This is a genomic window from Saccharopolyspora hattusasensis (assembly GCF_050972075.1).
Taxonomy (GTDB): Bacteria; Actinomycetota; Actinomycetes; order Mycobacteriales; family Pseudonocardiaceae; genus Saccharopolyspora; species Saccharopolyspora hattusasensis.
In genome coordinates this window covers 4,228,323-4,253,255 of record NZ_JBPCDC010000001.1, presented here as the reverse complement: position 1 = coordinate 4,253,255, position 24,933 = coordinate 4,228,323, and the positions used below count along the sequence as shown (strand labels likewise).

At 68.4% G+C, this 24,933-nt stretch carries 19 protein-coding genes and 1 pseudogene; 8 read left to right on the top strand and 12 right to left on the bottom strand.

The genetic code is table 11. The annotated features are described in order from the left end of the window. Positions 1–421: 421 nt before the first annotated feature. Positions 422–2,170, bottom strand: coding sequence for an N-acetylmuramoyl-L-alanine amidase (locus tag ACRXBZ_RS20030; protein WP_433880386.1), 1,749 nt, complete (start codon positions 2,168–2,170; stop codon positions 422–424). A gap of 166 nt (positions 2,171–2,336) precedes the next feature. Continuing rightward, the gene (locus ACRXBZ_RS20025) at positions 2,337–3,971 is read right to left on the bottom strand and encodes a TM0106 family RecB-like putative nuclease (protein WP_433880385.1); all 1,635 of its coding nucleotides are present in this window, start codon (positions 3,969–3,971) and stop codon (positions 2,337–2,339) included. 87 nt (positions 3,972–4,058) lie between these two features. Here ACRXBZ_RS20025 and ACRXBZ_RS20020 point away from each other — a divergent pair, with 87 nt between their 5' ends. From ACRXBZ_RS20020 to ACRXBZ_RS20010, 3 genes are all read left to right on the top strand, one after another. Continuing rightward, positions 4,059–4,697 (top strand): DUF6474 family protein, encoded by a 639-nt coding sequence (locus ACRXBZ_RS20020; protein WP_433880384.1) that lies wholly within the window; start codon positions 4,059–4,061, stop codon positions 4,695–4,697. A gap of 1,065 nt (positions 4,698–5,762) precedes the next feature. Beyond that, positions 5,763–6,173, top strand: coding sequence for a helix-turn-helix domain-containing protein (locus ACRXBZ_RS20015; RefSeq protein ID WP_433880383.1), 411 nt, complete (start codon positions 5,763–5,765; stop codon positions 6,171–6,173). Beyond that, positions 6,085–6,894, top strand: coding sequence for an NsdA family TPR-like regulatory protein (locus ACRXBZ_RS20010; protein ID WP_490885424.1), 810 nt, complete (start codon positions 6,085–6,087; stop codon positions 6,892–6,894). Before ACRXBZ_RS20015 ends, ACRXBZ_RS20010 begins: the two co-directional genes overlap by 89 nt. Positions 6,895–7,599: 705 nt before the next feature. On the opposite strand, the pseudogene ACRXBZ_RS20005 reads toward ACRXBZ_RS20010, so the two are convergent. Together ACRXBZ_RS20005 and ACRXBZ_RS20000 are read right to left on the bottom strand one after the other, a co-directional pair. Next, positions 7,600–7,929: pseudogene (locus ACRXBZ_RS20005) on the bottom strand (ABC transporter permease); the annotation flags it as partial. Positions 7,930–7,935: 6 nt separating this feature from the next. After that, positions 7,936–9,627 (bottom strand): BCCT family transporter, encoded by a 1,692-nt coding sequence (locus ACRXBZ_RS20000; protein WP_433880382.1) that lies wholly within the window; start codon positions 9,625–9,627, stop codon positions 7,936–7,938. A gap of 309 nt (positions 9,628–9,936) precedes the next feature. On the opposite strand from ACRXBZ_RS20000, the gene ACRXBZ_RS19995 reads away from it, so the two are divergent. From ACRXBZ_RS19995 to ACRXBZ_RS19985, 3 genes are all read left to right on the top strand, one after another. After that, positions 9,937–10,455, top strand: coding sequence for a hypothetical protein (locus ACRXBZ_RS19995; RefSeq protein ID WP_433880381.1), 519 nt, complete (start codon positions 9,937–9,939; stop codon positions 10,453–10,455). Positions 10,456–10,593: 138 nt separating this feature from the next. Further along, on the top strand, positions 10,594–11,286 hold the full coding sequence (locus tag ACRXBZ_RS19990) for a YcnI family copper-binding membrane protein (RefSeq protein ID WP_433880380.1): 693 nt from the start codon (positions 10,594–10,596) through the stop codon (positions 11,284–11,286). Next, positions 11,283–11,810 (top strand): copper resistance CopC family protein, encoded by a 528-nt coding sequence (locus tag ACRXBZ_RS19985; protein WP_433880379.1) that lies wholly within the window; start codon positions 11,283–11,285, stop codon positions 11,808–11,810. Before ACRXBZ_RS19990 ends, ACRXBZ_RS19985 begins: the two co-directional genes overlap by 4 nt. A 266-nt stretch (positions 11,811–12,076) precedes the next feature. Here ACRXBZ_RS19985 and ACRXBZ_RS19980 read toward each other — a convergent pair whose 3' ends face one another. The 7 genes from ACRXBZ_RS19980 to ACRXBZ_RS19950 all read right to left on the bottom strand — a co-directional run bounded on the left by ACRXBZ_RS19980 (position 12,077) and on the right by ACRXBZ_RS19950 (position 19,779). Further along, a complete protein-coding gene (locus tag ACRXBZ_RS19980) occupies positions 12,077–12,277 on the bottom strand; it encodes a DUF397 domain-containing protein (protein ID WP_168585981.1) in 201 nt (66 codons plus the stop codon). Continuing rightward, complete coding sequence (locus ACRXBZ_RS19975; RefSeq protein ID WP_433880378.1) at positions 12,274–13,131, bottom strand: helix-turn-helix domain-containing protein; 858 nt, start codon at positions 13,129–13,131, stop codon at positions 12,274–12,276. Before ACRXBZ_RS19975 ends, ACRXBZ_RS19980 begins: the two co-directional genes overlap by 4 nt. 171 nt (positions 13,132–13,302) lie before the next feature. Continuing rightward, entirely contained in the window at positions 13,303–13,650 is a 348-nt protein-coding gene (locus tag ACRXBZ_RS19970; protein WP_433880377.1) for a hypothetical protein, read from the bottom strand. 323 nt (positions 13,651–13,973) lie between these two features. After that, on the bottom strand, positions 13,974–16,637 hold the full coding sequence (locus ACRXBZ_RS19965) for a hypothetical protein (protein WP_433880376.1): 2,664 nt from the start codon (positions 16,635–16,637) through the stop codon (positions 13,974–13,976). 367 nt (positions 16,638–17,004) lie between these two features. Beyond that, entirely contained in the window at positions 17,005–17,307 is a 303-nt protein-coding gene (locus ACRXBZ_RS19960; RefSeq protein ID WP_433880375.1) for a hypothetical protein, read from the bottom strand. Positions 17,308–17,451: 144 nt separating this feature from the next. Continuing rightward, positions 17,452–18,357, bottom strand: a complete 906-nt coding sequence (locus ACRXBZ_RS19955; RefSeq protein WP_433880374.1) for a phosphotransferase enzyme family protein — start codon at positions 18,355–18,357, stop codon at positions 17,452–17,454. A 51-nt stretch (positions 18,358–18,408) separates the two neighbouring features. Next, a complete protein-coding gene (locus tag ACRXBZ_RS19950) occupies positions 18,409–19,779 on the bottom strand; it encodes a helix-turn-helix domain-containing protein (protein ID WP_490885423.1) in 1,371 nt (456 codons plus the stop codon). A gap of 222 nt (positions 19,780–20,001) precedes the next feature. Here ACRXBZ_RS19950 and ACRXBZ_RS19945 point away from each other — a divergent pair, with 222 nt between their 5' ends. Both ACRXBZ_RS19945 and ACRXBZ_RS19940 read left to right on the top strand, forming a co-directional pair. After that, entirely contained in the window at positions 20,002–20,247 is a 246-nt protein-coding gene (locus ACRXBZ_RS19945; protein WP_168585974.1) for a hypothetical protein, read from the top strand. Between the two features lie 13 nt (positions 20,248–20,260). Next, entirely contained in the window at positions 20,261–20,599 is a 339-nt protein-coding gene (locus ACRXBZ_RS19940) for a hypothetical protein (RefSeq protein WP_433880372.1), read from the top strand. 797 nt (positions 20,600–21,396) lie between these two features. On the opposite strand, the gene ACRXBZ_RS19935 is transcribed toward ACRXBZ_RS19940, so the two are convergent. Beyond that, complete coding sequence (locus ACRXBZ_RS19935) at positions 21,397–24,876, bottom strand: L-tyrosine/L-tryptophan isonitrile synthase family protein (protein ID WP_433880371.1); 3,480 nt, start codon at positions 24,874–24,876, stop codon at positions 21,397–21,399. Between the last annotated feature and the right edge of the window lie 57 nt (positions 24,877–24,933).

The following is a 24,933-nucleotide window of genomic DNA, read 5'->3' as shown; positions in this document are numbered from 1 at the left end:
CGATAGGATGAACGTGAAGGGAGCTCGGTCATGGGCAGGACCATGAAAGCCGTTTAGTACCAGCAGGTCTGGGCGGCTCCGGTGGTTGTCGAGGTCCCGAAACCCGAGCCGGGGGCCCGGGCAGGTGCTGCTGAAGGTGACCGCCGCCGGGGTGTGCCTCTCCGACATCAGGGTGATGAGCTGGCCCGCCGAGCAGTTGTCGTCGGTCGCCCTCGACGCAGGTACCGCCGCTGGCCGAGCGGCTCGACTTCCGCCGCTGGACCTGGGAAAGGTCACTAACGGCCTGCCTCCTCAGCGCTCGTACCGCGCCGAAACCCGTTGCAGCAATGTCACCGTATCGGGTGCCGGGAGCGACAACGCTCGAGTTTCGCACCGGGTGCCCCGGACCGTGTGCGGTCCGGGGCACCCGGTGCGTTGCGCGTCAGTACCGCCGGTCGGTGACGTTGCCGGTCGCGGCGTCCCACACGACGTAGCCGTACTGGAAGTCGCTTCGGCGCCCGCCCGGGACCGCGTACTCGTCGCTGGTCGGGTAGCCCAGGTACGACCGCTCCCAGCCCAGTTGCGCCCAGCGGTCCTTGATCGCCCCGCGGATCTCGTGCGCGCCGGCGCCCGGCGTCCAGTAGACCGAACCGTTCGACCGGTCGAAGTGGTTGTAGCGCCCCACCCCGTCGGGCGTGCCCAGTTCATCGGTGCGCGGGTAGCCCAGCGGGCCGTTCTCCCACCCGAGCTGCGCCCACTTCGCCCTGATGAGGCCGCGGATCTCGTGCGCCCCGGTCCACGGCGTCCAGTAGATCGAACCGTCGGCACCGGCGAAGTGGTTGTAACGTCCGTCACTGTCTGGTGTGGACAGTTCGTCGGTGCGCGGGTAGCCCAGCACCCCGGTCTCCGCGCCGAGCTCCCGCCACTTGTCCCGGATCATGCCTTGGATCAGCGACGCTTCGGTGGCCGGGGACCAGTACGCGGACTTGGCGCCGTCCGCGAAGGTGGCCTGGCGCCCGCCGCCGGCGGCGTCCCGCTCCAGTTCGTAGACGCCGCCCAGCGGGCCCGCGTCAGCGCCGGTGGCCTGCCACTTCTGGTAGATCGCGCCCGCGGTCCAGTCGCCCATCAGCTCGGCCACCCGCTGCCGCAGGGCCGGGAGTTCCTGGTAGGCCAGGTTGCCGGGGCACTCGGTGTAGCCGACGTCGCGGTGGCCGTGGATCACCGGCAGGGTCACCTCGGTCCCGAGCGGGTACTTCGCGGACGATCCCCCGAAGCCGGACACCATCGTGACCTGGCCGAGCGGATCGCGGTAGTTGCCGGCGAGCTTCCACGCCAGGACCTGCGCCACCGATTCCAGCTGCGTCGCGCTGGGCGACACCGAGGTGAACTCGCCGAGCATCGACACACCCACCGTGTCCTTGTTGAAGCCCTGCGCGTGCGCGCCCCACACCGGGAGTTCCAGGCCGCCGTAGCGCCCTTCGAAGACCTGCCCGAACTTGTCGACCAGCACGTTGTAGCCGATGTCGCACCACTGCAGTTCGCTCGCGTGGTAGGCGTAGATGCCGCGCACGATGCGCGCGGAGTCGGCCGCGGTGTAGTCGTTGGTGCCCGCGGTGTGGTGGACGATCGCGGCCTTGACCGTGTCGCCGTAGTCGACGCCGACGCCCTGCTGCTGGAAGCACTGGGTGCGCAGCGACTCGTCGGCGCCCCATTCGGCGCGGCTGATCACGGCGGGCTTCGCGGCGGTGCTCGCGGTCTGCGCGGTTCCAGGGTCGATCAGTAGCACGGACGCGGTTTTCGCGTCGATCGGGGCGCCGCCGGATTCGGCGCGCACCCGGATCGCCGTCGAGTCGCCGAGCCAGGCCGCTTCGCTCGCCTGGTTATTACCCGGTCGGCCGCGGTCCTGACCGTCCACGGCGGGCAGCCGCACCCACTCGCCCCAGGTGCCGTCGAGGTGCTGCGCCTGCACCTCGACGAGGTCCGGGTTCTTGCCGTTCCACCGCAGGGCGGCCATCGCGAACGGCTTGGACCGGCGGATTTCTCTTCCCTTGCCGGGAACCTCAGGTGCACCGTCGGCGAGCGGCACCCGCTCGACGGACACCTTCTTCGAAGGCGGCTCGGCCATTGCGGACGGCGCTGCGACACCCGCGGAAATGACCACGATCAGCGCAGCAAGACATCGACGGATCACGCTACTCCCTTACCGAACGATCACGAACGGTCGCGGGGGAAGTAGCGACCACAGAGATGTTAACCCGATTGGGCGAAAAAACTAGTCCACAATGGTCACTGTGCGTGTCCGTCGCGGAACGAAGATCACCGCTTGACCGCGCCGGACAGCCGACGCGGTACAGGTGTCAGAGGTCGGCCGCGTAGGGGATCTCGTTGGCCGCTCCGGAGGTCATCCAGCCACGGATCGTCCAGGTCGCTCGGACGTCGTCCTCGTTGTAGCGGAGAATCCGGTCCCGCTGGGACAGCTCCGGCTCGCCGCCGCCCAGGCCCACCGCGTCGCGGTACCAGCGCATCGAGTTCTCGCCGCTGGCCTCGGCGTCCCGCCAGCCGAACCCGGCGCTCGGCGCGATCACCTTCAGGCCCTTGCCGTTCGGGCACAGGAACTGCTCCCGCACCGAGGCGAACAAGTCAACCCACTCGGCCGAGTTGATGAACTCGCGTACCTCCGCCACCGACGGCACCCCCGGCTTCCCGGCGAACCGCTCGGCCGAGGCGAGCATCCAGCGGTTCTCCGCGAGCTCGTTGTAGCAGTAGGCGCGGAAGCTCAGGCCCCGCTCGTACGCGCGGCGGCGCACCGAGCCGAACCACGTCCAGAACTCCGCGAAGGACAGCGCCTCGTCGTCGGACGGCAGCGGCTCCCAGCTGACGAACGCCCGGTAGCCGGGCTCCTCGTCGATGTCCGCTCCGGACAGCCAGCAGCCCCACAGGTAAGCCCCGGCGTCGGCGTAGCTCTCCATGTCCACGTCGACTTCCACGTCCGCGCGCGGCACCGCCAGATCGCGAACCCGCCGCACCAGCGGCAGGTTCTGCAGCCAGGCCTTGGCGAGCAGGATCGCGTCGGTGTTGCGGACCCCGGTCAGCGGCAGCGATTCCGCCTCCGCCAACGGCGTCGCGGCCAATTCATCCACTGTGGACACCCCGACGTCGCGCAGCGCGACCGCGTCCTCGCCGCGCACCACCAGGCTGACGTCGCGGTTCTCGCGCAGCTGCGATTCGCAGGACGGCCACCACGGGCAGCCCTTGCACTCGGTGATCCGGGACGGCAGCGCGAGCGGCTCGGCCCCTGCTGCGGCCGCCGTGGCCACAGCCAACCGGTCGGCGAAGCGCGCCTCGTACTCGGCAAGCGCGGTCCGGCCGCCGGGCCAGTTCGGCACGTCCAGGTCGTGCCACAGCACCGCGTCGGCCTCGACGCCGATCACGCCACCGACGCGCGTCGCCGCCCCCATCCCGCACGCCTGCAACAGCCGCACGGCGTGCGCCAGGCGCAGCTGGTCGCGCGGCTGCGCACGAACCTTGCGGGCCGGGTCGTTCCGGGCGGCCTCCGGCACCGGCCGATCGAGCGGCGATACCCGGGCGCAGGCGCCATTCCCCGGATCGGTGATCTTGTGCCGCACCACCAGCACCGGTACGTAACCGTCGCCGCAGCGCACCAGCAGGTCGACCGAACCGCGGCGACCGCCAGGCACGTCGGCGGGCAGCTGCGCGGAGGAGATATAGGGCGTGCCCGCGCGCATCGCGGCGAGCGTCAGCTCCTCGCGGCTGGCCGTAACGCCGCGCGGGATCTCCGCCCAGTCCTCGCCGAGCGTGTTGTGCAGCAGTTTCGCGACGTACCGACGGTGTTCCGCGGCGTCGGCGATGCGCTGCTCGATGCCCAGATCCAACTGCGCGGGCGGTTCGTCCTGCGCGGGATCGTTCTCCAGGTGCACGCGTCGACGGCACCGTGTTACGACGCCCGCCTCGAGCAGCACCTTGTCCTTCACGTGTGAAGGGTATGCCGTCGCTCTGACAGGCGCGCCCATCACCCCGGTGATAACGACTACGCACCGTACTCATCAGAACACCGTCAGATGTCGTACCGCACGGCGGCCGGACTTAAGGTGATCGCAGTGGAACTGCTGGAAGGGGAGGTGTCGGCCGCGGTGAGGAAACGCACTCCCGGGGGCAAGATCCGGAAGAAGGGCACGACCGGCTCTTACAAGGCGGTCAAGCAGGCGAAGAAGGCGGACAAGAAGGCCGCCAAAGCCATCAAGAAGGGCGAGCACGGGCGCATCACCCCAGGCAACGCCAAGAAGATCATCGGAGTGGCCAAGGTGGTCGGCCCGGTGATCGCGCCGTTCGCGCTCCACGCGGTGTCGGTGGCGCGCGAGCGCTACGAGCGGATGCGAGCGCGTCGGCTCGGGGTGCCGGTGAACGAGCTGGGCAGCTTCACCGGCCGGGGCGCGGCGCTGCACGCGCGGATCGCCGGCGACGCCGGTGCGCTGGGCGAGCTGAGCGAGCAGTCGGCGAGCACCGAGGAGGCGGTCGTCGCGGAGCGGTACGCGGAGCGGACGGCGAAGCGGCTGGAACAGCTGACCAGCGCGGTGCGGGCCGCGGAGCGGATGCCCGCGCAGCGGCGGAGGTCGGCGCACCGCGCCGTCGACGCGGAGCTGGGGCAGATCGAGGACGACCTGCTCACCCGCTTCGGCGTCGTCCGATCCAGGCGCTAGCGCCCCAGCGCACCGCCGGGTTTCCCGAAACCCACCGGTGCGCCGGAGGCATTGGCTGTGGGTGAAGGGCACCTCCGACCAGGTTCACCACCCGATAAGGTGAGTTCTTCCGCAATTTCAATGGAAATCAGACCTTCGATTTCAATGGAACTACGATCGGAACCGGCCCCGTCCCTTCATAGATGACCAGTGGTTTTATGGTTTGTGGATCTTGTCAGGCCGTGTGGTGGCCGTGTCAGGCTGCAAGCTGATCGTTGGCCGTGAGTAGGGCTGTGAAGTCGTCGATTGCGGCACGTGCGCGGTTGTGTGGTGCCGTCCGGGGTGTATTCGATGTCCTCGGGGGAGAAGCCGAAGATCTCGCCTTGGCGCAGCCCCACACCGGCCCACACCCGAGCCCAGGGGCACGGTGACGCGTTGCCGGACAGGCAGAGCGGACGTGAGGGCCGTACGCGTTCGGTCTCCCACGCCACCGTCTTACTCGGTGTGGGTTGCGGACGCCGGATCCCGAGCCGTCCGCAAATACTTCCGCGAACACGGCGGACACCGAATTCCACTGACGATCACAGGTCGTGGGAATCAGATCCTTGCGACCGGTCTCCGGATCCGTCCGCCACAACAAGATCAGCCGGACACACATCCTCAGCCTCAGCCGTCGCCTGCGCGATCTCCAGCGCACGGGGACCCTTCAAGCGGTTTAACGCCTGAACGCCTTCCTTCCCCCATCAACCAAACCTCCACCCGAAAAAGAGCGCACGACACCAACGCCCGAAACCATTCGGGCACAGCAAAATAAGAAAATCCGCTATGGACAATTAATGTTCATAGCGGCTGTTGATAGGTGGTCGTCAACCCGAGCGTAAACCCGAAACGCGGAGAGAAGTAGTGTTCAACCCCCATCGCCCAATACGCCAAACGGGTAATTTTGAAGCCGCGAGGGTTCAGCTCTCGCCGTTCGGGCCTGTCACCTGATCGTGATCGGTCGATACGCTCGGAGAATCTGCTCCAGTTACCCGGGACTCGTGCCGCAGCGGGTACGGCAGTGGTCAACGACGGAAAGGTGCCACCATGTCCGACTTCGGACGGACCCTGCGACAACTCCGTCAGGCTGCCGGATTCTCGCAACCTCAACTTGCACGGCAGGTTCCCGTGGACCAATCCACCCTGTCCCGGTGGGAAAATGGCCGCAGCATCCCTGACATGGACACCGTGGAGCAGCTGGACAATCTACTGAACGCGGCCGGACGCCTCGCTCAGTTGATCAACCCCGCCAAGCCCGGTCTTCTCGCGCCAACGCTTGATACCGCAGAGCCCGTCACGACGGACCATCTCGACGAGTTGCGAAAACAGCATCTCCCAACTCGTGGCACTAGACAGACAACACGGCGGCATGGAACTCGTGCCCATGGCCGCACGCCTGTTCCACTCGACCTCCGCTCGCCTGGCGTCCGGAAAGTACAGCCCGGTGATCGAACGTGACCTCGCTGCCGTCACTGCCGAACTCGGCGAGGTAGCCGGGTGGCTGGCGTTCGACGCAATGCAATACGACGACGCCAGGAGCCTGAACCTGGAGGCGCTGCACCTCGCCGGACTCGCCGGGGACCGCGATATGGAACTGTTCCTGCTCGGGAATATGGCGATGCAAGCGCAGGAAACCGCGAGGCCCCGAGAAGCCTTGCGCACGGTGCAGCTCATGGAGACATTCACGTTGTCACCGCGCCTGCGTGCCATGACAGGCATGCGCCACGCACGCGCGGCCTCCGACCTGGGCGACCAACACTCGTTCGCAGTGATGCGTCGCGCGCAGTCGGACTTGTCCAGCAGCGTGCGCAGCACCGATCCCGATTGGGCCTGGTGGATCACCGAACATGAGCTACAAGCCCACGAGGGCGGAATGTGGCGAGCGGTTGGCGAACCTTCCCGCGCGGTGGACTGCTACTACGCCGCCGTGGAATCCACACCGCCCAGTTACCGGTGGGCGCAGTTTATCGGTAACGCAAGCCTGATCAACGCCTTGGTCGAGGTCGCCGATTGGGCAGCGGCAGAGGGAGTCGGCACCGAGTTGTACGGCCTGGCCAGTCAAGTGTCCTCAGCTCGCGCAGCTCGCCGAGTCCGCGCCGCGGCCGACACCGCCCGTCGTAATGGGGCTCCCTCCACGCTGGACGACATGTTGACGGTCCTCGTGCAGCACGCCGCATAACCCTATGCGGGCTTTGCGGTGCACCGGTCATGTGGGCCAAACCCGGCCATCCCACCACCTTCCGCAACCGCTGCCGGATGTGCCGGATGGAAATGGCCAGAAACGGTATCCCCGACCAGCTTCCGCGCACCCCAACGACAGCGCGGACCGAACAGCCGACGCCGCAAACCGCCGGGCTGGACTCAGCGCGGCTGTCCTGAAACTCCGGTGGGAGCGGTTCTTCCCCGACAACCGCTCCCACCGGTCTCCCCTCACAGCGCACCCCGTTCAAAGTCCTTCCGCAGAGGAGGTGATTCCCTTGTTGAGCCAACGAGTTTCCGGATTCTCAAACCCCGATCGATGGCGATCCCAGGGTGTGCATTGGCACGCCTATGTCGAAACCAGCGCCCACGGCCGCTCGATCCGCGAAGCGCGCCTGACCCGAAACCCAGCCCCTCCCAGGACGGCACAGCACGGGCAACCTGCCACCACCGCACGACCCACACCACGAAGCCCCGACCGGGACACAACCAACCCGGCGGGGCTTCACCAATGCCGTCGTCGCAGTCGTTAAGGCGATGTGTTGCCGAATTTTTCTTTACTTCGCCGAAACCGGCTCGAAGACGCTCATGATCTGCGGGTACCGCTTGAGCAGCTCGTCGCGAGTGGTGATGCCGACGTTGTACCGGCGGGCAGCTTCTGCCCGGGTAGCGCTTTGAGACCTAAGATCGACTGGTCGACTGTAGACAATCCGACGATGGTGTTACGGATGATCGGCAGCAGCGCGTAGAGCGCCAGGGTCACCACCGACGGCGCCACGCCCAGCCCCAGCACGGGGATAAGCAGGCCGAACAGGGCGAACGACGGGATGGTCAGGATCGCGCTGGATGCAGCGGTGGCGATCGCCGCCCCGGCGGGGCTGCGGTAAACCGCAACCCCGACCAGGACGCCGACGATCGTCGCCAGCACGATGCACTGCACCACCATGCTGGCGTGCTGGTAGGAGTCCACCAGCAGCGATTGCCACCTGGATGCGACGTAGTCCAGGAGGTTCACGCTTGCTTACTCTTTTCCATCCGCAGGCACCGCCGCGGTGACCTCGTCGGCCTCCGCCGGCGTGGTCACCAGCTGGAACTCGCCGTCGTGCTCCTCGGTGCCCAAGATGACGGCCTGCTCCAGCACTTCGGCGCCCTTGGCGTCGCGCAACGTCATGTCGTCGCTGCGCAGGTCCTTGAGCAGGGCCAAACACATGAACACCATGACGATGGCGAACGGGAGCGCCCCGATGAAGGTCAGGTTCTGGATGCCGTCCAGCGCCTTCTCCTCATCACCTCCGGTGGTGCCGATGACCAGCATGATCGCGGCCACGGCGCCGGTCGCGGCACCCCAGAAGATGACCACCCACTTGCTGGGCTCGATGGCGCCCCGCTGGGACAGGGTGCCCATCACGATCGACGCGGCGTCGGCCCCGGAGACGAAGAAGATCGCCACCAGGATCATCACCAGCACCGAGGTGACGGTGGCCCACGGCATGGTCCCCAGCACATCGAAGGTCTGCGCCTCCGCGGAGCCTTCGCCGTAGACGTTGGCGCCCGACTTCTGGGCGTCGATCGAGGCACCGCCGAAGATCGCGAACCAGATCAGGCTGACCCCACTCGGCACCAGCAGCACGCCGGCGACGAACTGCCGGATCGTGCGGCCGCGGCTGATGCGCGCGATGAACATGCCGACGAACGGCGTCCACGAGATCCACCACGCCCAGTAGAAGACGGTCCAGCTCGCCAGCCAGCTCTGCATCTCGTCGCCGCCGGTGGCACCGGCCCGCGAGGCCATCTCGCCGAACTCGCTGATGTAGGACCCCACCGAGGTGGGCAGCAGGTCGAGGATGAACACCGTCGGGCCCAGGATGAACACGAAGAGCGCGAGCAGGGCCGCCAGCACCATGTTGATGTTGGACAGCCACTGGATGCCCTTCTCGACACCCGACACCGCAGACAGGATGAAGCAGAGCGTCAGGATCGCGATGATCCCCACCATCACGGCGCTGCTGGCCGAGTCCTTGGGGAGCCATTCGGCGGCCTCCAAGCCGCTGCGGATCTGCAGGGTGCCGACGCCCAGCGAGGCGGCGGACCCGAACAGCGTCGCGAACAGCGCGAGGATGTCGATCAGCTTGCCGACCCACCCGTCCGCGTTCTTCTTGCCGATCAGCGGGATGAACACGCCGCTGATCGTCTGGCGGCGGCCGCGGCGGAAGGCGCTGTAGGCGATCGCCAGACCCGCCACCGCGTAGATCGCCCATGGGTGCAGCGTCCAGTGGAACAGCGAGGTCGCCATGGCCATCTTGATGGCCTCTTCGCTCTCGCCGGGCACCGTCCCTGGCGGCGGCGAGACGAAGTGGCCGAGCGGCTCGCTAACGCCGAAGAACATCAAACCGATGCCCATACCGGCGCTGAACATCATGGCGATCCAGGACACCGTCCGGAACTCCGGCTGCTCGCCGTCCTTCCCGAGCGGGATCCGGCCGTACCTGCTGAAGGCCAGGAACAGGGCGAAGATGACGAACCCGGTGGCCGCCAGCACGAAGCCCCAGCCCGTGTTGGTGAGCAACCAGGTCAGCGCGGCCGACGAGGCAGCGCTCAACGTGTCAGTCCCCAGTGCTCCCCAGAAGACCACGGCGAACATGATGGCCGCGGTGACGCCGAAGACAACCCAGTCCGTTCTCGGCTTCCCAAGGAACTCGGGGGTTCCGTTCAATGCAGTTTTATGGTGGCCCTCAGCGGGGTCACCACTTCGTTTTGTTTCGGTCGACACAGGTTTCGGCGCCACTTTCGGCGACGCCCCCTCCTCTCCGTCGTCGGTTACGACGATCTGGAACTAATCGAGCCAGCATGCGTGCAGGTGGTAGCTCCGGACCGTCTGCAACCCGTAAACCGTGACCCAATCGGATGAACAAGGCAAGCTCACCTGTGGTCAGCGTGGCCGAACCGACACCTAGACTTGCCTGCTGTGGCAGCCAGACTTACACCTACGCAGGGCGCACTACGCGTCCTGCGCGGTGTTGGTTTGGCCACCACGTCGGCGTCACTGTCCGTGGCCGCGCACGCGGCCGCGGGCGGGTCGTTACCCGATCCGGGAACGACCGTTGTGATCACCGCCCTGCTGGCCGGTGCCGGTGTGGCGCTCGCTGATCGCAAGCGTGGGTCGTGGGGCATTCTAGGGGCCTTGAGCGTCACCCAGTTGGCACTTCACGTATTTTTGCAGGTCGTGGCGAGTCATCAGGACGGCGCCGGGCACCCCGGGATGCCATTCTCACCACTGGCAATGACCCTCGGGCACATCGCAGTGGTGCTGCTGACCGGACTCGTAATGGCGCACGCGGAGCGGGCACTCTTTGTAGTCGCCCGCCTGCTCGGGGCAATCCTGCCCCGCCGGTCGACTCCGTCACCGATCGTCACGGAGCCGCGCACGGTGTGCGTCGCCGTCGTCACGGTGCGTGCCCTGGCGCAGCTGATCTACCAGCGAATACATGCCCGTCGCGGGCCTCCGGAATCTCTTGTCGATCAAGTGGAATATGCCACCTGATCGTCGTGCTTTTCGTCATTTCGCCGCTTTCGCGCGCGAATAACTCATACGCACAGGAGATTTCAAGCAAGCATGTCGACAAAGCGATTTGCGGTTCGATCCGCGGCACTGACCGCCGCTTGCGGGATTGTTGCGCTAATGGGAGCGGGAACGGCGTCCGCGCACGTCACCGCACAGCCGGGCGAGGCCGCCAAGGGCGGTTACGCCAAGGTCGCCTTCCGGGTGCCGAACGAGCGGCCGAACGCCGGGACCGTGCAAGTCAAGGTGACCCTTCCGGAGCAGTACCCGCTGAGCTCGGTGCGCACCAAGCCGATGCCGGGCTGGAACGTCCAGGTCGAGCGGGTCCAGATCGCGCCGGTCGAGGTGGCCGGCGCGCAGGTCACCGAAGCTGTGCGCAGCATCACGTGGACCGCGCAGCCGGGCAACCGGATCGGGCCGAACGAGTTCAACGAGTTCGAGGTGTCCCTCGGCGCCCTGCCGACCAACACCGATGAACTCGTGATGCCCACCACGCAGACCTACGACAACGGCGAGGTCGTGAACTGGGACGCCCCGCCGCCGGCCGAGGGCGCGGCGGAGCCCGAGCACCCCGCTCCGGCGCTGAAGCTGGTCGAGGAGGCCGACGGCGAGCACTCCCACGGCGGCGCCTCGCACCAGGAGCCCGCCGAGGAGACGAAGGCCGGTTCTGCTGACAACGCGGCCCGCTGGCTGGGCGGCGCCGGGCTCGTGGTCGGCGCGCTCGGCCTGGGCGTCGGGGCCGGTGCCCTGGCGCGCAGCCGCAACGCCGGGCCGGGTGCGGCGAAGCAGGAATCCGGGAAGGACGAGTCGTGAAGCGGTTGATGGCAGTAGCGGTGCTGGCGCTGGCCGCCCTGTTCGGCGGCGCCGGTACGGCGCTGGCTCACAACGCGCTGGTCAGCAGCGACCCGCCGGAAGCCGCACAGCTGGCCACCGGGCCCCGTGAGGTCCGGTTGACCTTCGACCAGCCGGTGCGCGAGGGCTACAACACGGTCAACGTGGTCGGCCCGGACGGGACGTACTGGACCGACGGGCAGGTACGGGTCGAGGACACCTCCGTCATCGCGCCGGTCCGGGAGCTCGGCCCGGCGGGTGCCTACACGGTCGGCTACCGGGTGCTGTCCAACGACGGCCACCCGGTGTCGGGCAAGGTCACCTTCACGCTGACCACCCCGGGCAAGGGCACCCCGGCCCCGGCCCCGGCCCCGCAGAACGCGGACCAGCAGGCGCAGTCCGAGGAGTCGGGTGGCATGCCGATCTGGCCGTGGATCGCGGGAGCGGTGGTCCTGGTCGTCCTCGGCCTGGTCCTCGCCCTCCGCCTCGGCAAGCCCAAGGCCTGACAACCCGATAGATCGAAGTGCGAAGAGCACCTCCGACCAGATTCACGGCCCGGTGAGGGGTTCACGAGACCCGATGAGGGGTTCCCACCCGATGAGGGGTTCACGACCCGATGAGGTGGGTTTTTCCGCAATTTCAATGGAAATTGGACCTTCGATTTCAATGGAAATTGCGGGTTTCGACCGGAACGTGCCTGGTCGGACGGTGAGTGAAGTGAAGGGGCCCCCTCCTGCCAGGTTGGTCGGCAGGAGGGGGCCCTTCACTTCGTTCAGGCGTCGAACTTGCCGGTCTTGATGGCGGCGACGAAGGCCGACCACTGGGCGGCGGTCGTGGTGAAGTGACCGGCGGCGCGGTCCTTGGTGTCGCGAACCGCAGCACCGCCACCGATGCGCCCGACCTCGACGCAGCTCGTCTCCTGGTTGCTCCGGCTCGACTTCCGCCATCCGACGGGGGCCTGAGATAACGTCATTTCGGCGTCTCCTCCTGGTTGATGACGCGGGCGATAAGTCCGACCGTGGCTTCCGGGCTCATCGCCACCCGCTCGACATCTTCCCGTGCGGAGACGAACGCTTTCACGTCTGCCTCATCGCGAAGAAAGACCGATGACCTGTGGTGCTCCAGATGCACAACGGGTGCAGCCTTGGCGAACTCCAATAGGACGAACGGCCCGGCGTGCGCCGGTGTCCAGCCAGCAGACCGCGGGATGACCCGGATCTCGACGTTGTCCCGCTCGCCCATTTCCAAGAGGAACTGGAGCTGGTCGGCCATTACCTCGGGACCGCCGATCAACTGGTGCAGCGCGGACTCCAGCACGACGGCCGTGAACCGAATCGGCGCTCGTCTACGAGTGATCAGGTCTCGGCGACCGAGTCGCATCATCACCCGCTTGTCGGTCTCACCGTTGGGAATTCCGGCGCTCATGATCGCCCGCGCATATTCCGCGGTTTGCAACATCCCAGGCACGACCGCCGGCGATACCTCGGTGATTGCGGTGGCCATCCGCTCGAACTCCAGCAGTGCGGCCATCTGATCGGCCTCGCCCGACGCGCCGACTGACACCGTGTTCGGTGGTTCCGAGACCGCGTCTCGCGTCAGCTTCATCAGCCTTTCCCTGGTCGCACCGTTCATGCCCAACACCGCGCAGAGGGCGGACACGGATTCGGTGGTTGGCACGCGTTGGCCGCGTTCCCAGCGCACGACAACCGAATGGGAGACATCCAGCTTCGCCGCGAGCTGGCGAAGCCCAAGCCCCGCCTTGTTCCGCGCATCCCGGAGTTCTGCGCCGAGAACGTATGCACGCGGCGCGGGAGTGGTCTCGTCCATGCACCACACACTAGGCCACCCGGTAGTGCAGCGTCGTCATTCAATCAGGCGATTGTCCACAAGCGACAAGACCGAAATTATTGGTCTCGGAAACAACGAGACCAAGAGACCATCGGGGGTCGACATGACAAGCCACTTCAGCGCTACTACTGGCTTCCCGTCGTAGACGAGTCAAGCAGCGGCGGCATGGTCCGCCACGCCTTCCGAGGCAGCTATGCAGATGCGGGCGCGAGACGATTCGTTCTGCGACAAGCGCTTCTGTCTCGCCAAACCGTCTGAAATGGACTGGATCCAGGCGCCGTCGTGCCAAGACTGCAACTCGCTGCTGAAAGCGCTGAAGGGATGACCATGATCGCCTGGACCGTCGCCGTTGGTGCCGCTGCCGTTCTGCTCACCCTCTGGCCGACGTACCGGAGCTACTTCTACCGAGCCCAGCACGCCGGTAGCAGCGAAGGCGCGCTGACCGTGCGGCACCTGATCGCGCGGATCGAAGCCGAGACCACCAACGGCGGCCGGCACCGCCTTCGCGAAACGCCTGCTATTCGCGGGGTCCGACCGTGCAGCCCACCATCGACGAGGCCTGGCCGCCAACCACCGACCACGAGAGCTCCACGCGTCGTTCCGAGATCCTGAGCCGAATACTCGCCGGGCTCGAACGCCTGTAGACCCGGTCCGGCTGCCGTGCCCCCGACCGGCAGCCGGACCGCTCCACTCGACCGAGCACTGCGCCGTCTCCTTCCGTAGAGCAGCCGAACCCGCGGGCAGGTAGTCCCCTCCCCAATGCCTGCCCGCTGCCACGCCCCGCAGCCCGCCCCCGGCTGCGGGGCGCTGCTCTGCCCGCGTCACTTGGGGCGTAGGCGGATCCGGTCGATGATCCTTGGGTCGAGGCGGCCGGCTCGGGTCAGGGCTTGGGGTGATGCCATGAACCACGGCTGACGGCGGTCGCCGGCGCCCGGCGCGTGGACCGGCCGGAATCCCTGGTCTGCCAGCGAGATCGCGTAGTCGACCGAGACCTCGTGCTGGGCGTTCAGGGTCGCCGTGCCGTGCCAGGGCATCACGCCGGAGCCGCCGAGGGGGACGAAGCGCAGCCTGCCCGGGGCCGGGCGGATCGACAGGCTCAGCCGCACGCAGTTCTCCCGCCACAGCACCGAATAGTCAAGTTCCTCGTCGACGTGCTTGTTCGCGAGATAGATGATCGTTTCGCGCCAGGCCAGCGCGAGCAGGTCGCCGCGGGCTCGGCGGATCCCAAGCGGGGCCGCCGGATCGGTCAGGTCGAACGGGTCCGCGTAGATCCGCTGCGACCACGCGAACGGATCGCCGCCGGGGAAGGGCACGTCGACGGCCTGCAGCACGGAGCGGAACAGCTCGACGAATCGCGGTTGGCCGGGGCGGGCCGGATCTCGGTCGTCGGCCGCCGCCAGCGCCGACCGCGGGTTTCGGCGGATGTCGAGACCCGCGAACGCCGCGGTGTACCTGTCGCGGTGCTTCGCCAGCAGTTCCGGTCGCTGCGCCCGGTCGCCGCAGAGCGGGTGCGCGTCGGCTGCGGTGTCGAAGTCCTCGACGGTCACCACGTCCTGGGCTCCGGCGAGTTCCACCTGCCGCGCGAACTGCTCGTGATACCCGGCGTACCGGTGCGGTTCGCGGAACCTGAAGTGGCTGGCATCGGTGAGCGCCCGCACCTCCATCCCCGGCGGGTGCACCTGCCGGACGGCCGCGTCGAGTTCCCGCAGCCGGATGAGCATCGCGAGCTCGGCGAGGTCCGGCAGCCCGCCGAGCGCCTTCAGCCGCGAACCGTCCTGCTTCAGCGACGGCCCCACCATGACGAACCGGATGCGATCACCGGCCCCGATCGAGGCGAGCACGTCCCGTTCGGCCGCCGCGAGCGGATAAGCCGACCTCGCGGCGCCGAACGGTTTCGCCGTGATGACCTGCCACACCGCGCGGGCGATCCCCACCGGACCCGGATCCATCCCGGCGCCGACCTGCTTGCCGAGCCGCTGCCCGCTCGCCAGCGCGGTGGCCGCCAGCGACGCGACGATCCGCGCCTGCTCCTCCTCGGTCAGTTCCACGCCGTGCGACCAGATCGTGGGGCGGGTGCTGAGGTCCCCGATCCGCAGCCCGCCGAGCGACGTCGCATGCGACAACTGCGCGTTGCGGCCGTGCCCGCGCCCCACCGGGATCGGATGCGGCAGGGATTCGAAGGTTGCGATGCCATCAGCGGTTCGGCCCGCACCGTCCACAGTGAACTCGGACGGGCGCACCGCGACCACGACGGCAGCTGGGAACGCCGCTTGCAGCGCACGGCGATTGGCGGCCGAGTCATCGAAGGCCGCGACGAGCTCGTGCCCCGGCATGTCGTGCAGCGCCGCGACCTTCTGGTCCGCGACCGGCCCGTCATCGGTGGTGCGCAGGTCGAGGTGGCCGAGTCCGTGGCGGGCCAGGACTTCTCTGGTGGCGGCCCGCATCCGGTGCCGGCGACCGGTCAACCAGACGACCCGGCCACCGGCTTGCTCCAGATCCCGGACGAATCGGACCAGACCCGGCGCCAGACCATCGGTCAGCAGCGCCGCCCGGTCCCACGCGACGTTGCGGCGGTACTCCCGGTACAGCGCGTCCCAATCGAGTTCGGGGTAGCGCTCCAACAAGCCGTTGCGCACCAAGAACGGCCGCCAGCCCGGTTGGTACAGCCCGGGCAGCACATCGAGCTGCGCGGCAAGCTCCTCGATGCCGTGCGCTTCGCCCAGCCGGCGCAACGCATCGCGGACCCGGCGCTTCGGGTGCAGCGCGCAGAAGTCGAGGTCCACGGCGACCAGCGGACGCGCCAGGCCGGGCTCGCGCCGGCACCGCACGCTTCGTTCCCTGACCAGCCGGACGACCCGGCTGAGGATCTCGTGCTGCTCCGCGGCGACGGCATGCACGAAGCGGCGCCACGGATGATCACCGGCGAAAGCGGCCGCAGTCTCCTCGGAGAGGTTGCGCAGCTCCTGGGCGATGACGGCGTCGAAGGCAGCGCGAACCTGCTCGTCGCCGGTGACGAGCGCGCAGGCGGCGGCCAGCTCGTCCAACTGCTCGTCCAACGCGACGATCGCGTCCGCCACTCCCGGAACCGCCGACCGCGCGCTGCGGATCCCGGCGAGCACGATCCGCCCGGTGGCCGCCGACTCCGAGTCGAGTTCGACACCGATCTCGCCGACCGGCAGACAACCCTTCGCCAGCAGCCCGCGGAAGGTGATCAGCAACGGCCGGAACACGAACTCGGCTAAGTGGTCCGGTGCTCCCCAGTCCGTCGGCCTGCCCTCCACCAGTCGTTTCAACGACAGCACATCACCGGGGAAACCGCTGCTCGCCAAATCACCCAGACCGACCGCATTCCGCGCCACCGGTAGCGTTCTCAGCTCCCGATGCGCACCGGCCGCGGACGCCACCACGCAGTACAGGCGCAGCAGCGGGTCGTCGTCCAGCAATCCAGGCCGCTCCGACCGGCCATCCGGACCGCGCAAAACCATCTCCAATCGATCTGTCCGCCGCTTGCTGCCCGAATCCGCCGAGAAAACGTCGAAGCAGAATCCGCCCGCCGCCCCATCCGCTCATCCGGCCGAGGAGTTCTCTTCAATCCCAGAAACTGCGCACCCGAACGCCCGCGAGGTCCTACCGAACAACCTCGCGAGCGAAAAATGGGAATGTGGCGGCAAATTCCGCAATACCGAAGGCCCCAACTGCCCCACTTCTCCGCGCAACGGCCGCCACCGGCGCGAACGCCGAATTCACCCCGACCGAACGGCCCCCCGCAGATCGCCGAAACCCCAGCTCAACAGGAACACCGGCAGCGAGACACGGCCGCGGCCGAATGATGACGCGCCGTTCGCCGAGTGGTCATTCGCCGTCGGCGAGCTGCACGAGCGGAACGCAGCAGTCCCCACCCAAGCGCTGCACCGCGAGCCGGCCGCGGCACTCCAACTGGCGCCAGGTGATCCAACCCGCGGCGTAATGCCGATACGCCTGAGCGAGCAACACCAGCTCCGCCAAGTGGTCGGCATGGCGGACCCTGAGCTCCTCGGGAAACCGGGGCAACGATGCGACCTGGCTGTCCACCACGTCGTCGAGCACCTGGGCGGCGCGTAACGCGCGCGTCCGGCGCCAGCGCGGCTTCCGCGGTAAGAACTTCGCGTTCCTCATCGACAGCCCGTCCCATAGCAACGCACCGATGCACCAGTTCGCCCGTATGATTTACTCCTTCGACCGAAGGTGCGTCACCAGAAACTGTCAAACGGCTTCGGCAATCGACCCAAGATCGCCCGTTCGGCCTAGCCGTTGACCGGATCAGCTGTACGGCGCCCATTGCGTGGCGAGATCTCCGTCCCTGATCGTGCGCAACCGCTGGTGCAGTTGCTCGCGAACCCCGGGATTACTGCGAAGGATCGGGAGCACCCCGGTGGTGATCTTCAATTCGCGCAGTTCGCGCAGCACGGAAAAGCCTTCCCAGCGCGTGATGTCGAAGCCGTAGGCCCGGGCCAGGTCGTCGTGCCAGGACGGCGGGTGCCCCATCCGCAGCCGACCCACCGCGATCGGGGTCAGGTCCCACTCCGGCGGCCCGATGCACAGCGAATCCAGGTCGCACAGCAGCGGGCCATCCGCGCCGCCGATCACGTTGCGCAGGTGCGCATCCGCGTGGATCACGCTGCGCGACAACGGGAAGCGCAGCGTTTCCAGCCGTTCTTCCAACGCGTCGCAGCGCTGCTCCAGGAACCGGTGATCGGCCGGATCGACGTCGACCGCATCGGTCAACCGGCGCCGGATGTCCGCCATCGGCTGCCAGTCCAGGAAAGTCGGTGATGCTGGCTTCGAATGCATCTGGCGCAGCAGTTCGCCGAGGTCCGCGCCGCTGGGCATCGGGCCGGCCTCCGGCACGTACTGCCAGAGGGTCGCCAGGTGTTCGCCCACCTGGACCGGCTGCTCGACGCCCGGCAGCAGGCGCACGGCGGGAATCCCGTGCACCGCCAGCCAACGCGCGGCTTCCACGGCGTTGAAAGCTCGATAGGTGAAGGACGGGGAAAGGACCAAGCGAACGACGACTTGCTGGTCGCGGAGCAGAAAAACCCCGTTGTTGACGATTCGGATCAAACGCGCGCCGGTCGAATCGAGGCCGACGGCCGCGCAGATTTCGGTCAGTGCCAGATCCAGCTCAGGCGGAACGCACCGACTCTCTTCCACTGGTTGTGTCTTCATGCTCATCGTTTCAAGCCGACGGCACCGGCACGGCTGCCCGGCGTGGCCCGATCACACCCGGCGGAACCGCCGGACCGCCTCGAACAGGTCACGGACATCGGAATTCATCCGGTGCTTGCCGGCCTCCAGCTCCAGCGGCCTGAGCCGGTCGGCGACGCGCGCGGACTTGACCCGCTCGCCGGCCGCCAGCGCCCGCCGCCCGACCTTGACGCCCTCCTGCAGGTCGCCGGCCCGGATGTGGTTGGTGGCCTGCAGGCTCAGGCCGAAGACGTGGGTGCGCGCCATGTCCGCGCCGTAGGCCTCGTTGCACTTGATGGTCTCGGCGACGGCGATCGAGGCGTGCTTTTTCGGCTCGAAGACGGCCAGCGCGTCGTGCGCGGAGCCGATCATGCCGTGCAGGTCGTTCTCGGTGAAGAAGCGCACCCAGTCCGGCGCCTGGTCGGCGCGGGCGCGGGCGAACTCGTCCTTCGTGCGGCCCACCATCTTCTGCACCTGATCGGGCTTGTTCAACATGCCGTAGGCCCAGGCCTCGTTGGCGCACAGCACGGCCACGGTCAGCGCGGAACCGGACTCCTGCGCGGCGATCTGGCCCAGCTGGAACAGCTTCAGCGCCTCGTTGGGCTCCTCGTAGTGCAGGTAGACGCGGCCCATCCGGTACAGCACGCTGGCCACCAGGCCGTCGTCGTCGGCCTGCTTCGCGAACTCCAGCGCCTTGCCGAAATGCCCGCGAGCGGGGTCGAGCAGGCCCACGTCGAACGAGGTCCAACCGGCCAGGCTGTGCATGTCCGCCAGGGCCACGAAGAGCTGCTTGCGCACGGGATCGGCGGCGCTGGACTCGAGCAGCTGCTGCGCCCAGGACAGCTGGGCGACGACGGCGTCCCGGCAGGTCCCACCACCGTAGCGGTAGTCGAGATCGCGCAACGCCTTGGTCGCGGCGTGGATCTGCTGCACGTCGGTCATGCCGATGCGTGCCGGTGCCGGCGTCTGCGCGCTGGCGGGCAACCAGGAACTGGTCTCGGTGCCGAAAACGGCCGCGCCCATGGTCACCGCTGCGGCGTGGGACAGGAACTTCCTGCGCTTCACCGACTCGTCCTCCTCAGCGTCAGGGGCGTTAGCCGCCTGCGCGACCCGCATAGCGGTCGCCCCGTCGTAGGCGAGGCCCATGTAGCCCCGCGGGATACCCAGCCCATCAGCGATCCGGGCAAGCACGTCATAGGCCATGACCTGCCGCCCCTTGAGGATCTCGGACACCTCGGACTGCGACTGCCCCGTCGTGGCTGCGATCTGGCGCTGCGAAACGCCGTGCCGGCGCAGTTGCCGGTAGATCTCGCTGACGTCCCGTCGAGCCAGCGCATCCCGCATCTCCCGCTCGTTCCAAATGTCGGGTGTAACGGGAGAGCCGCCAGAACCGATGATGTTCATTTAGACCCCCTGACGCTCTGCTCGGGCGTTGGTCGCAGAGTAAGGGCACTGCTGCATCCCGGTGAAGCGCATATCGGTAGAGGTGATCGGCGGCGGTGAAGTCCACCGACCGCTCGTCGTTGCCATTGGCCCGGTTATCGACGCGCCCCTAGGCGCGAGGACCCGGCCCGTTCCAATCTAGTCAGCACAGGCAAACCGAGCACGAACGGGAACGGTGACGAGATGCGGGACGCACAGGGCGGGAACGGCCAGTCGGCCGAGTTCCCCACCGCGCCCGCGGACCGGCGCCGTTGGTGGCGAGTGGACTGCCGAGACGTGGCGAACTCGCACCGGTTCCTGGACGTGCTGGTAAACCGGGACAGGGTGGTGCTCGTCGGACCGCCCGGCCATTCTGCGGCGTTGTCAGCCTACGGCCTCGGCCAGTTGTCGGACGCGCTGCGGGATGCCGCTGTGCAGGCGAGAAAGTGACGGTGACGTTTCGATGGACGAGATCCTGGAACAGGTGCTGCGCAGTGCAGTGCGGGAGCGGCTCGATGTGCTGAGCGAGCTCGCGAACCGCGCGGACGCCCCTTCCCAGCTCTCCGTGGCGCGTTCCGAACTTCCCCGGCTGACCGAGGGGTGGCGAACGCTGCTCACCGCGCACGACGCCGACGAGAAGGGCAACTGCCCGGAGTGCTCGAGCCGCTGGCGCCCGCAGAAAGCACCATGCTCGGTGTGGCGCACGGCCCACGAGCACCTGGTAGCAGGAGCCTTGGCACCCCGTCCCGCACGGCACCTGCATCCGGCGCACGCGCTGCGCCCGGTGGCGCCGGTGCCGTAAGCAGGCGGACTCGGCCCCGGAGAGCATTACCCCTCCCCGATCCGGGTTGCCGAGCAACCGCCAGGCGGCGGCCGATGAACGTGCGGTCGTGATTCCCCGACCTCGGCCGACGTTCACCGGCCGCCGCCGCGAAAAACTCCACATCCGACCGGCTGGACACCAGCGCGGTCACGCAAAGTTCCGCGGGCCGGTGCTGACGCACTCCCCTCCCCCCGACCGGCGCCGGTCCGCGGACTCCAACCACTCCGGCAAACCGTTTCCCCGGACGGAGCCGGAGTCTGGAAAGGCCCTGGAGCTCGATTCCCCGACCGTGCCCAGGGCCTTTCCATATTTTCTTGGGGGCAAGTGGTCGGCTTACGCAGCGATGCGGGTACTGGCCCCATGCGGGAATTACAGACGCCGCCTGGACCCCGGGATCACCGACTTACGTATGCCCAATACGCGGCATCGGGCCTGTCCTCGCCAGACGACGTCTGAGAACCCGCGGCGGTGCCCACCGTGCCCACCGTGCCCACCGTGCCGGCTCTCGGCGAGGGGTTCGCGATTTCGCGCGAAATCGCCACTCGCCACGCCTGCAAGGTGGCGATTTCGCGCGAAATCGCCCGATCCACGAGGCTTCGCCGCCTCGATTGCCACCCGCCCTCCTCGGACGAACCTGACACCCGCGGAAGCAGCAGAAGAGCCTTTCCGTTGAACCCGCCGGTCCGATTTCAAATGGAACTTGCGTAGGACGAAGTCAAGACGGCGCCTGCCCTCACCCGCACCGCCGCGCGCGGTGAGTCTGGAAGCAGCCTCTGCTACTTCCGGCGGAGGCGGGCTCTGGTTGCGAAGTCCTGGTCCAGCCGGATTCCCGGTGGCGTCGCCGCTCCTCTTTGGGCCGGCACTGCGACACCCGGGGCTTCCGCCAGGTGGGTGTGCTGCGCCGGCACCATCAGCCACGGTTGGCGGGAGCCGAGCAGCGGCGAGTACACCGGCACGAATCCCTGGTCCAGCAGCGAGATCGCGAAGTCGACCGCCACGTAGCCGCGGGTGTCGAGCACGCCGGTGCCCTGCCAGGGCAGCAGGCCCGATCCGCCGAGGTAGGTGAATCCGAGGCAGCCCTTGCGGACCGCGCTGAGGGTCAGCCGCACGCGGTTTGGGAACATCTGCTCGTAGCCGAACTCCTCGTCCGCCTGCATCGTCGCCATGTAGCGGAGCACCGTGTGCCACGCCCGGCGAAGCACCGCGCAGCGCGCCTGCCGCACCTCGCCCGACACGCTCTGGTCGGTCACGTTGTAGATGTCCGCGTAGACCGCGGTGGACCACTCCAGCCGGTCCGTGCCGGGCGGCACCGCGACCGGCACCGAATACACCAGCGACATCAGGATTTCCCGGAACAGCCCGATGACGTGCGGCGCGAACTCGTCGATCGCGGCGGTGCGCGAATGCACCTTCTCCAGGGTCCGCAGCGGGTTGTCGGTGATGTCGAAGTGCCGCAACGAGTCGGCGAGCAGTCGGCGGTAACCGGCGATCCGGGTGGCGCGCACGGCCGGGAGCCCGGGGCCCAGCCGCCGCTGGGCGACCTCGTCGATCTCCTCGACGGTGGTCCGGTCGCCGATGCCGACCAGGTCGATGTACTCGCGCAGTTTCCGCTGGTAGGCGTCGGTGATCGCGTGCGGCCGGCTGCGGAAGTGCCTGCCGTCGGTGAGGATGTTGAAGTGCAGGCCGGGCGCGTGCACCGCGCTGACCGCCCGCTGGAGCTCCCGCAGCCGCGCCATCGCGCCGAGTTCGGCGAAGTCCGGCAGCGGGCCGCCCGCCTTCAGCCGGTTCAGGCACTGCTTGACCGGGAAGCCGAGCAGCACCACCTCGATGGGTTCGCCCCGGCGCACGAACGGTTCGGCGTCCCGCCGCAGGTCGGCCGGCTGGTAGTTGGACCGCGATCCCTTGATGAACTGCTTGCGGGTGAACACGTGGTGCAGCGCCGCCAGGACCTGCTCCGGCGCGCTGCGCTCGTCGATGCCGAACTTCGCGACCGCGCTGCGCCCGGTCCGCGCCGCCGCCCGGTCCAAGTCGGCGAGCACCGAATCCACAATGGACCGCGATTCCCGCTCGGTGAGGTGCACCGCCCACTGCTGCGCCAAGCGGTTCTTGCGCAGTGCGCCGATCTGCAGCTCTTCCAGCGAATGCGTGTTGGACAGGCGCGGACCGCTGCGCGCCCCGAGGCGGGGCGTGGTCTCGAAGGTGGCGATCACGGCCGTGGTGTCGGCCACCGGCTGGTCGGGGAGGCGTTCGGCGGCCAGGCCGGGGATCTCGACGGCGACCGGGATGGCCCCGCCGAACTCCTTGGTCACGGCGATGCGGTTCGCCAGCTCGTCGTCGAAGACTGCCACGACGTCGACGTCGCCGAGCTCTCGGAGCTTCTCCACCTTCAGGTCGGAACGCGGGCACCCGCCGTCCTCGGGCAGGCACAGCAGCGTCGCGTGCAGCACCCCGCCGGCGGCGAGCGCCTCCTCGGTGTGCTCGCGGAACCGCTCGCGACGCCCGGTGCAGAACACCACCCGCCCGCCGGCGTCCTGCACATCCCAGACGAACCGGGCGAGCCCGGCGTTCGCGCTGTCGGTGCGCAGCCTTTCCCGCGGCCTGGCCAGGAAAGCGCGCGTGAAGTCGGCACGCACCTCGTCCCAGTCCACCGACGGGTAGCGGTCGCGCAGGCCGCTGAGCTCCACGAAGTTCCGCCAGGTAGCAGCGGCGTGGGTCGGCAGCACCGGGAGCGTGCCGGGGCCGGCCAGCTCCAGGATGCCGTCCGGCGCACCAGGGCGCGCGCCCGAAACGGACCGCGCGGCGTCCAGGATCCGCTGCAGCGGCACGAGTCCGCACAGGTCCACGTCGATCACGACGGTCGGCTGCGGCAACCGGTCGTCCCAGCGACGTTGCTGGGTGCGCTGCTGGACCCGGTCCAGCACCGATTTCAGCACCGCGTCCTGGGTTTCCGGCACGGTGTGGACGTAGCACTGCAGCGGTTGCTCGCCGGAGAGCAGCTCCGCGGTGCTCGGTGCCAGGAAGCGCAGTTCCTCGGTGATCACCCGGTCGACGGCCCGCCGCACCCGGCTCTCCCGCCGCCCGGAATCGAGTCGGCTGAACCCGGCGCCGAGCTCGTCGAGGGTCTCGACTAGCGCACGCGCTCCCGCCGCGACCTCGGCGCGGGTCGGCTCGTGGCTCACCCGCAGGTAGTCGGTCACCACGATCCGGCCGGTGGCCTGCAGTTCCGGGGAGAGCTCGAAGGCGACCCCCGCCCCGCCCAGGGCGAACAGCCCGACCCCGTGCGAGTCGAGGGCGAGCCGGAAGGTGCGGAGCAGCGGGCGGACGAAGTGCTCCAGGAAGTAGTCGAGTTCGTCCTCGCGCCGCTCGAAGCGGTTGTCCAGCACCACGCGCAGCAGTCCCGGCGTGCCGTCGCCGGCCGGGTGCAGCAGCGTGGCAAGGTCCGCCGCGATGGTGCCGCCCGGGTGCGTGGGATGCGCCGGCGCGGGCTCGGCGATGCGGGTCAGGGCGGCCGAACCGGTGGCGGTGTCCACCACGGCGGCCGGCACCGGCTGGGTGGCGCAGTGCATCCGCAGGTCGGGGTCGGATTCCACAATGGACGAGATCCGTTCCCAGCCGCGGAGCTGGCGCTGGGCGCGCTCGCGGGATCCGACGGCTCGCAGCTCAACGATGCGCGCCGGACCGCTGACCGTGATCCGCTCCGCGGGAAACGGCACGCTGCGGTTCGGGCCGAGCACCGCGGCGAGGCAGTCCTCGGCGAGCTGCCGCCGCTCCGAGGTCAGCAGGTCGACGCGGTCGCCGGGCAGCAGGACCGATCCGCCGGTGCCGACATCCGGGCCCAGCGACCGGGTCAGCCGGTGCAGCCACGCCGGGTCGAAGACGCGACGAGTGCGGCGCAACCGGACCAGGGCGCGGTAGAGATCGGACCAGTTCGGTTCGGCGCCCAGCGGCAACCCGGCACCGGCACCGAAGCCGCGGAGCCGCAGCGTGCCCTGCGCCGACCGCTCGACCCGCAGGCCGTAGCCGCCGTCGGAGAGCAGTGCGTTCGCGTCCGCGATGGTCAACGGGTGCCACAGGCCGGGGGCGGGCGGGGCGTCCGCCGCGACCGCGCAGGGCGGCACCGCCGGGGCCGCGAGCTCCGGGGTCAGCCGCGCGGTCACGTGGCTGCGGTGCGCTTCGCACGCGTGGCAGCCGAACAGACATGGGTGCCAGCGGCACGGGCACCACAGCACCCGCTTCTTCCCCCAGTCGATGTCCACCTGGAAAGCACAGCACGAGGCACGGCGGGAAAATTAGGGGCGGCCGGGCAGTAACCC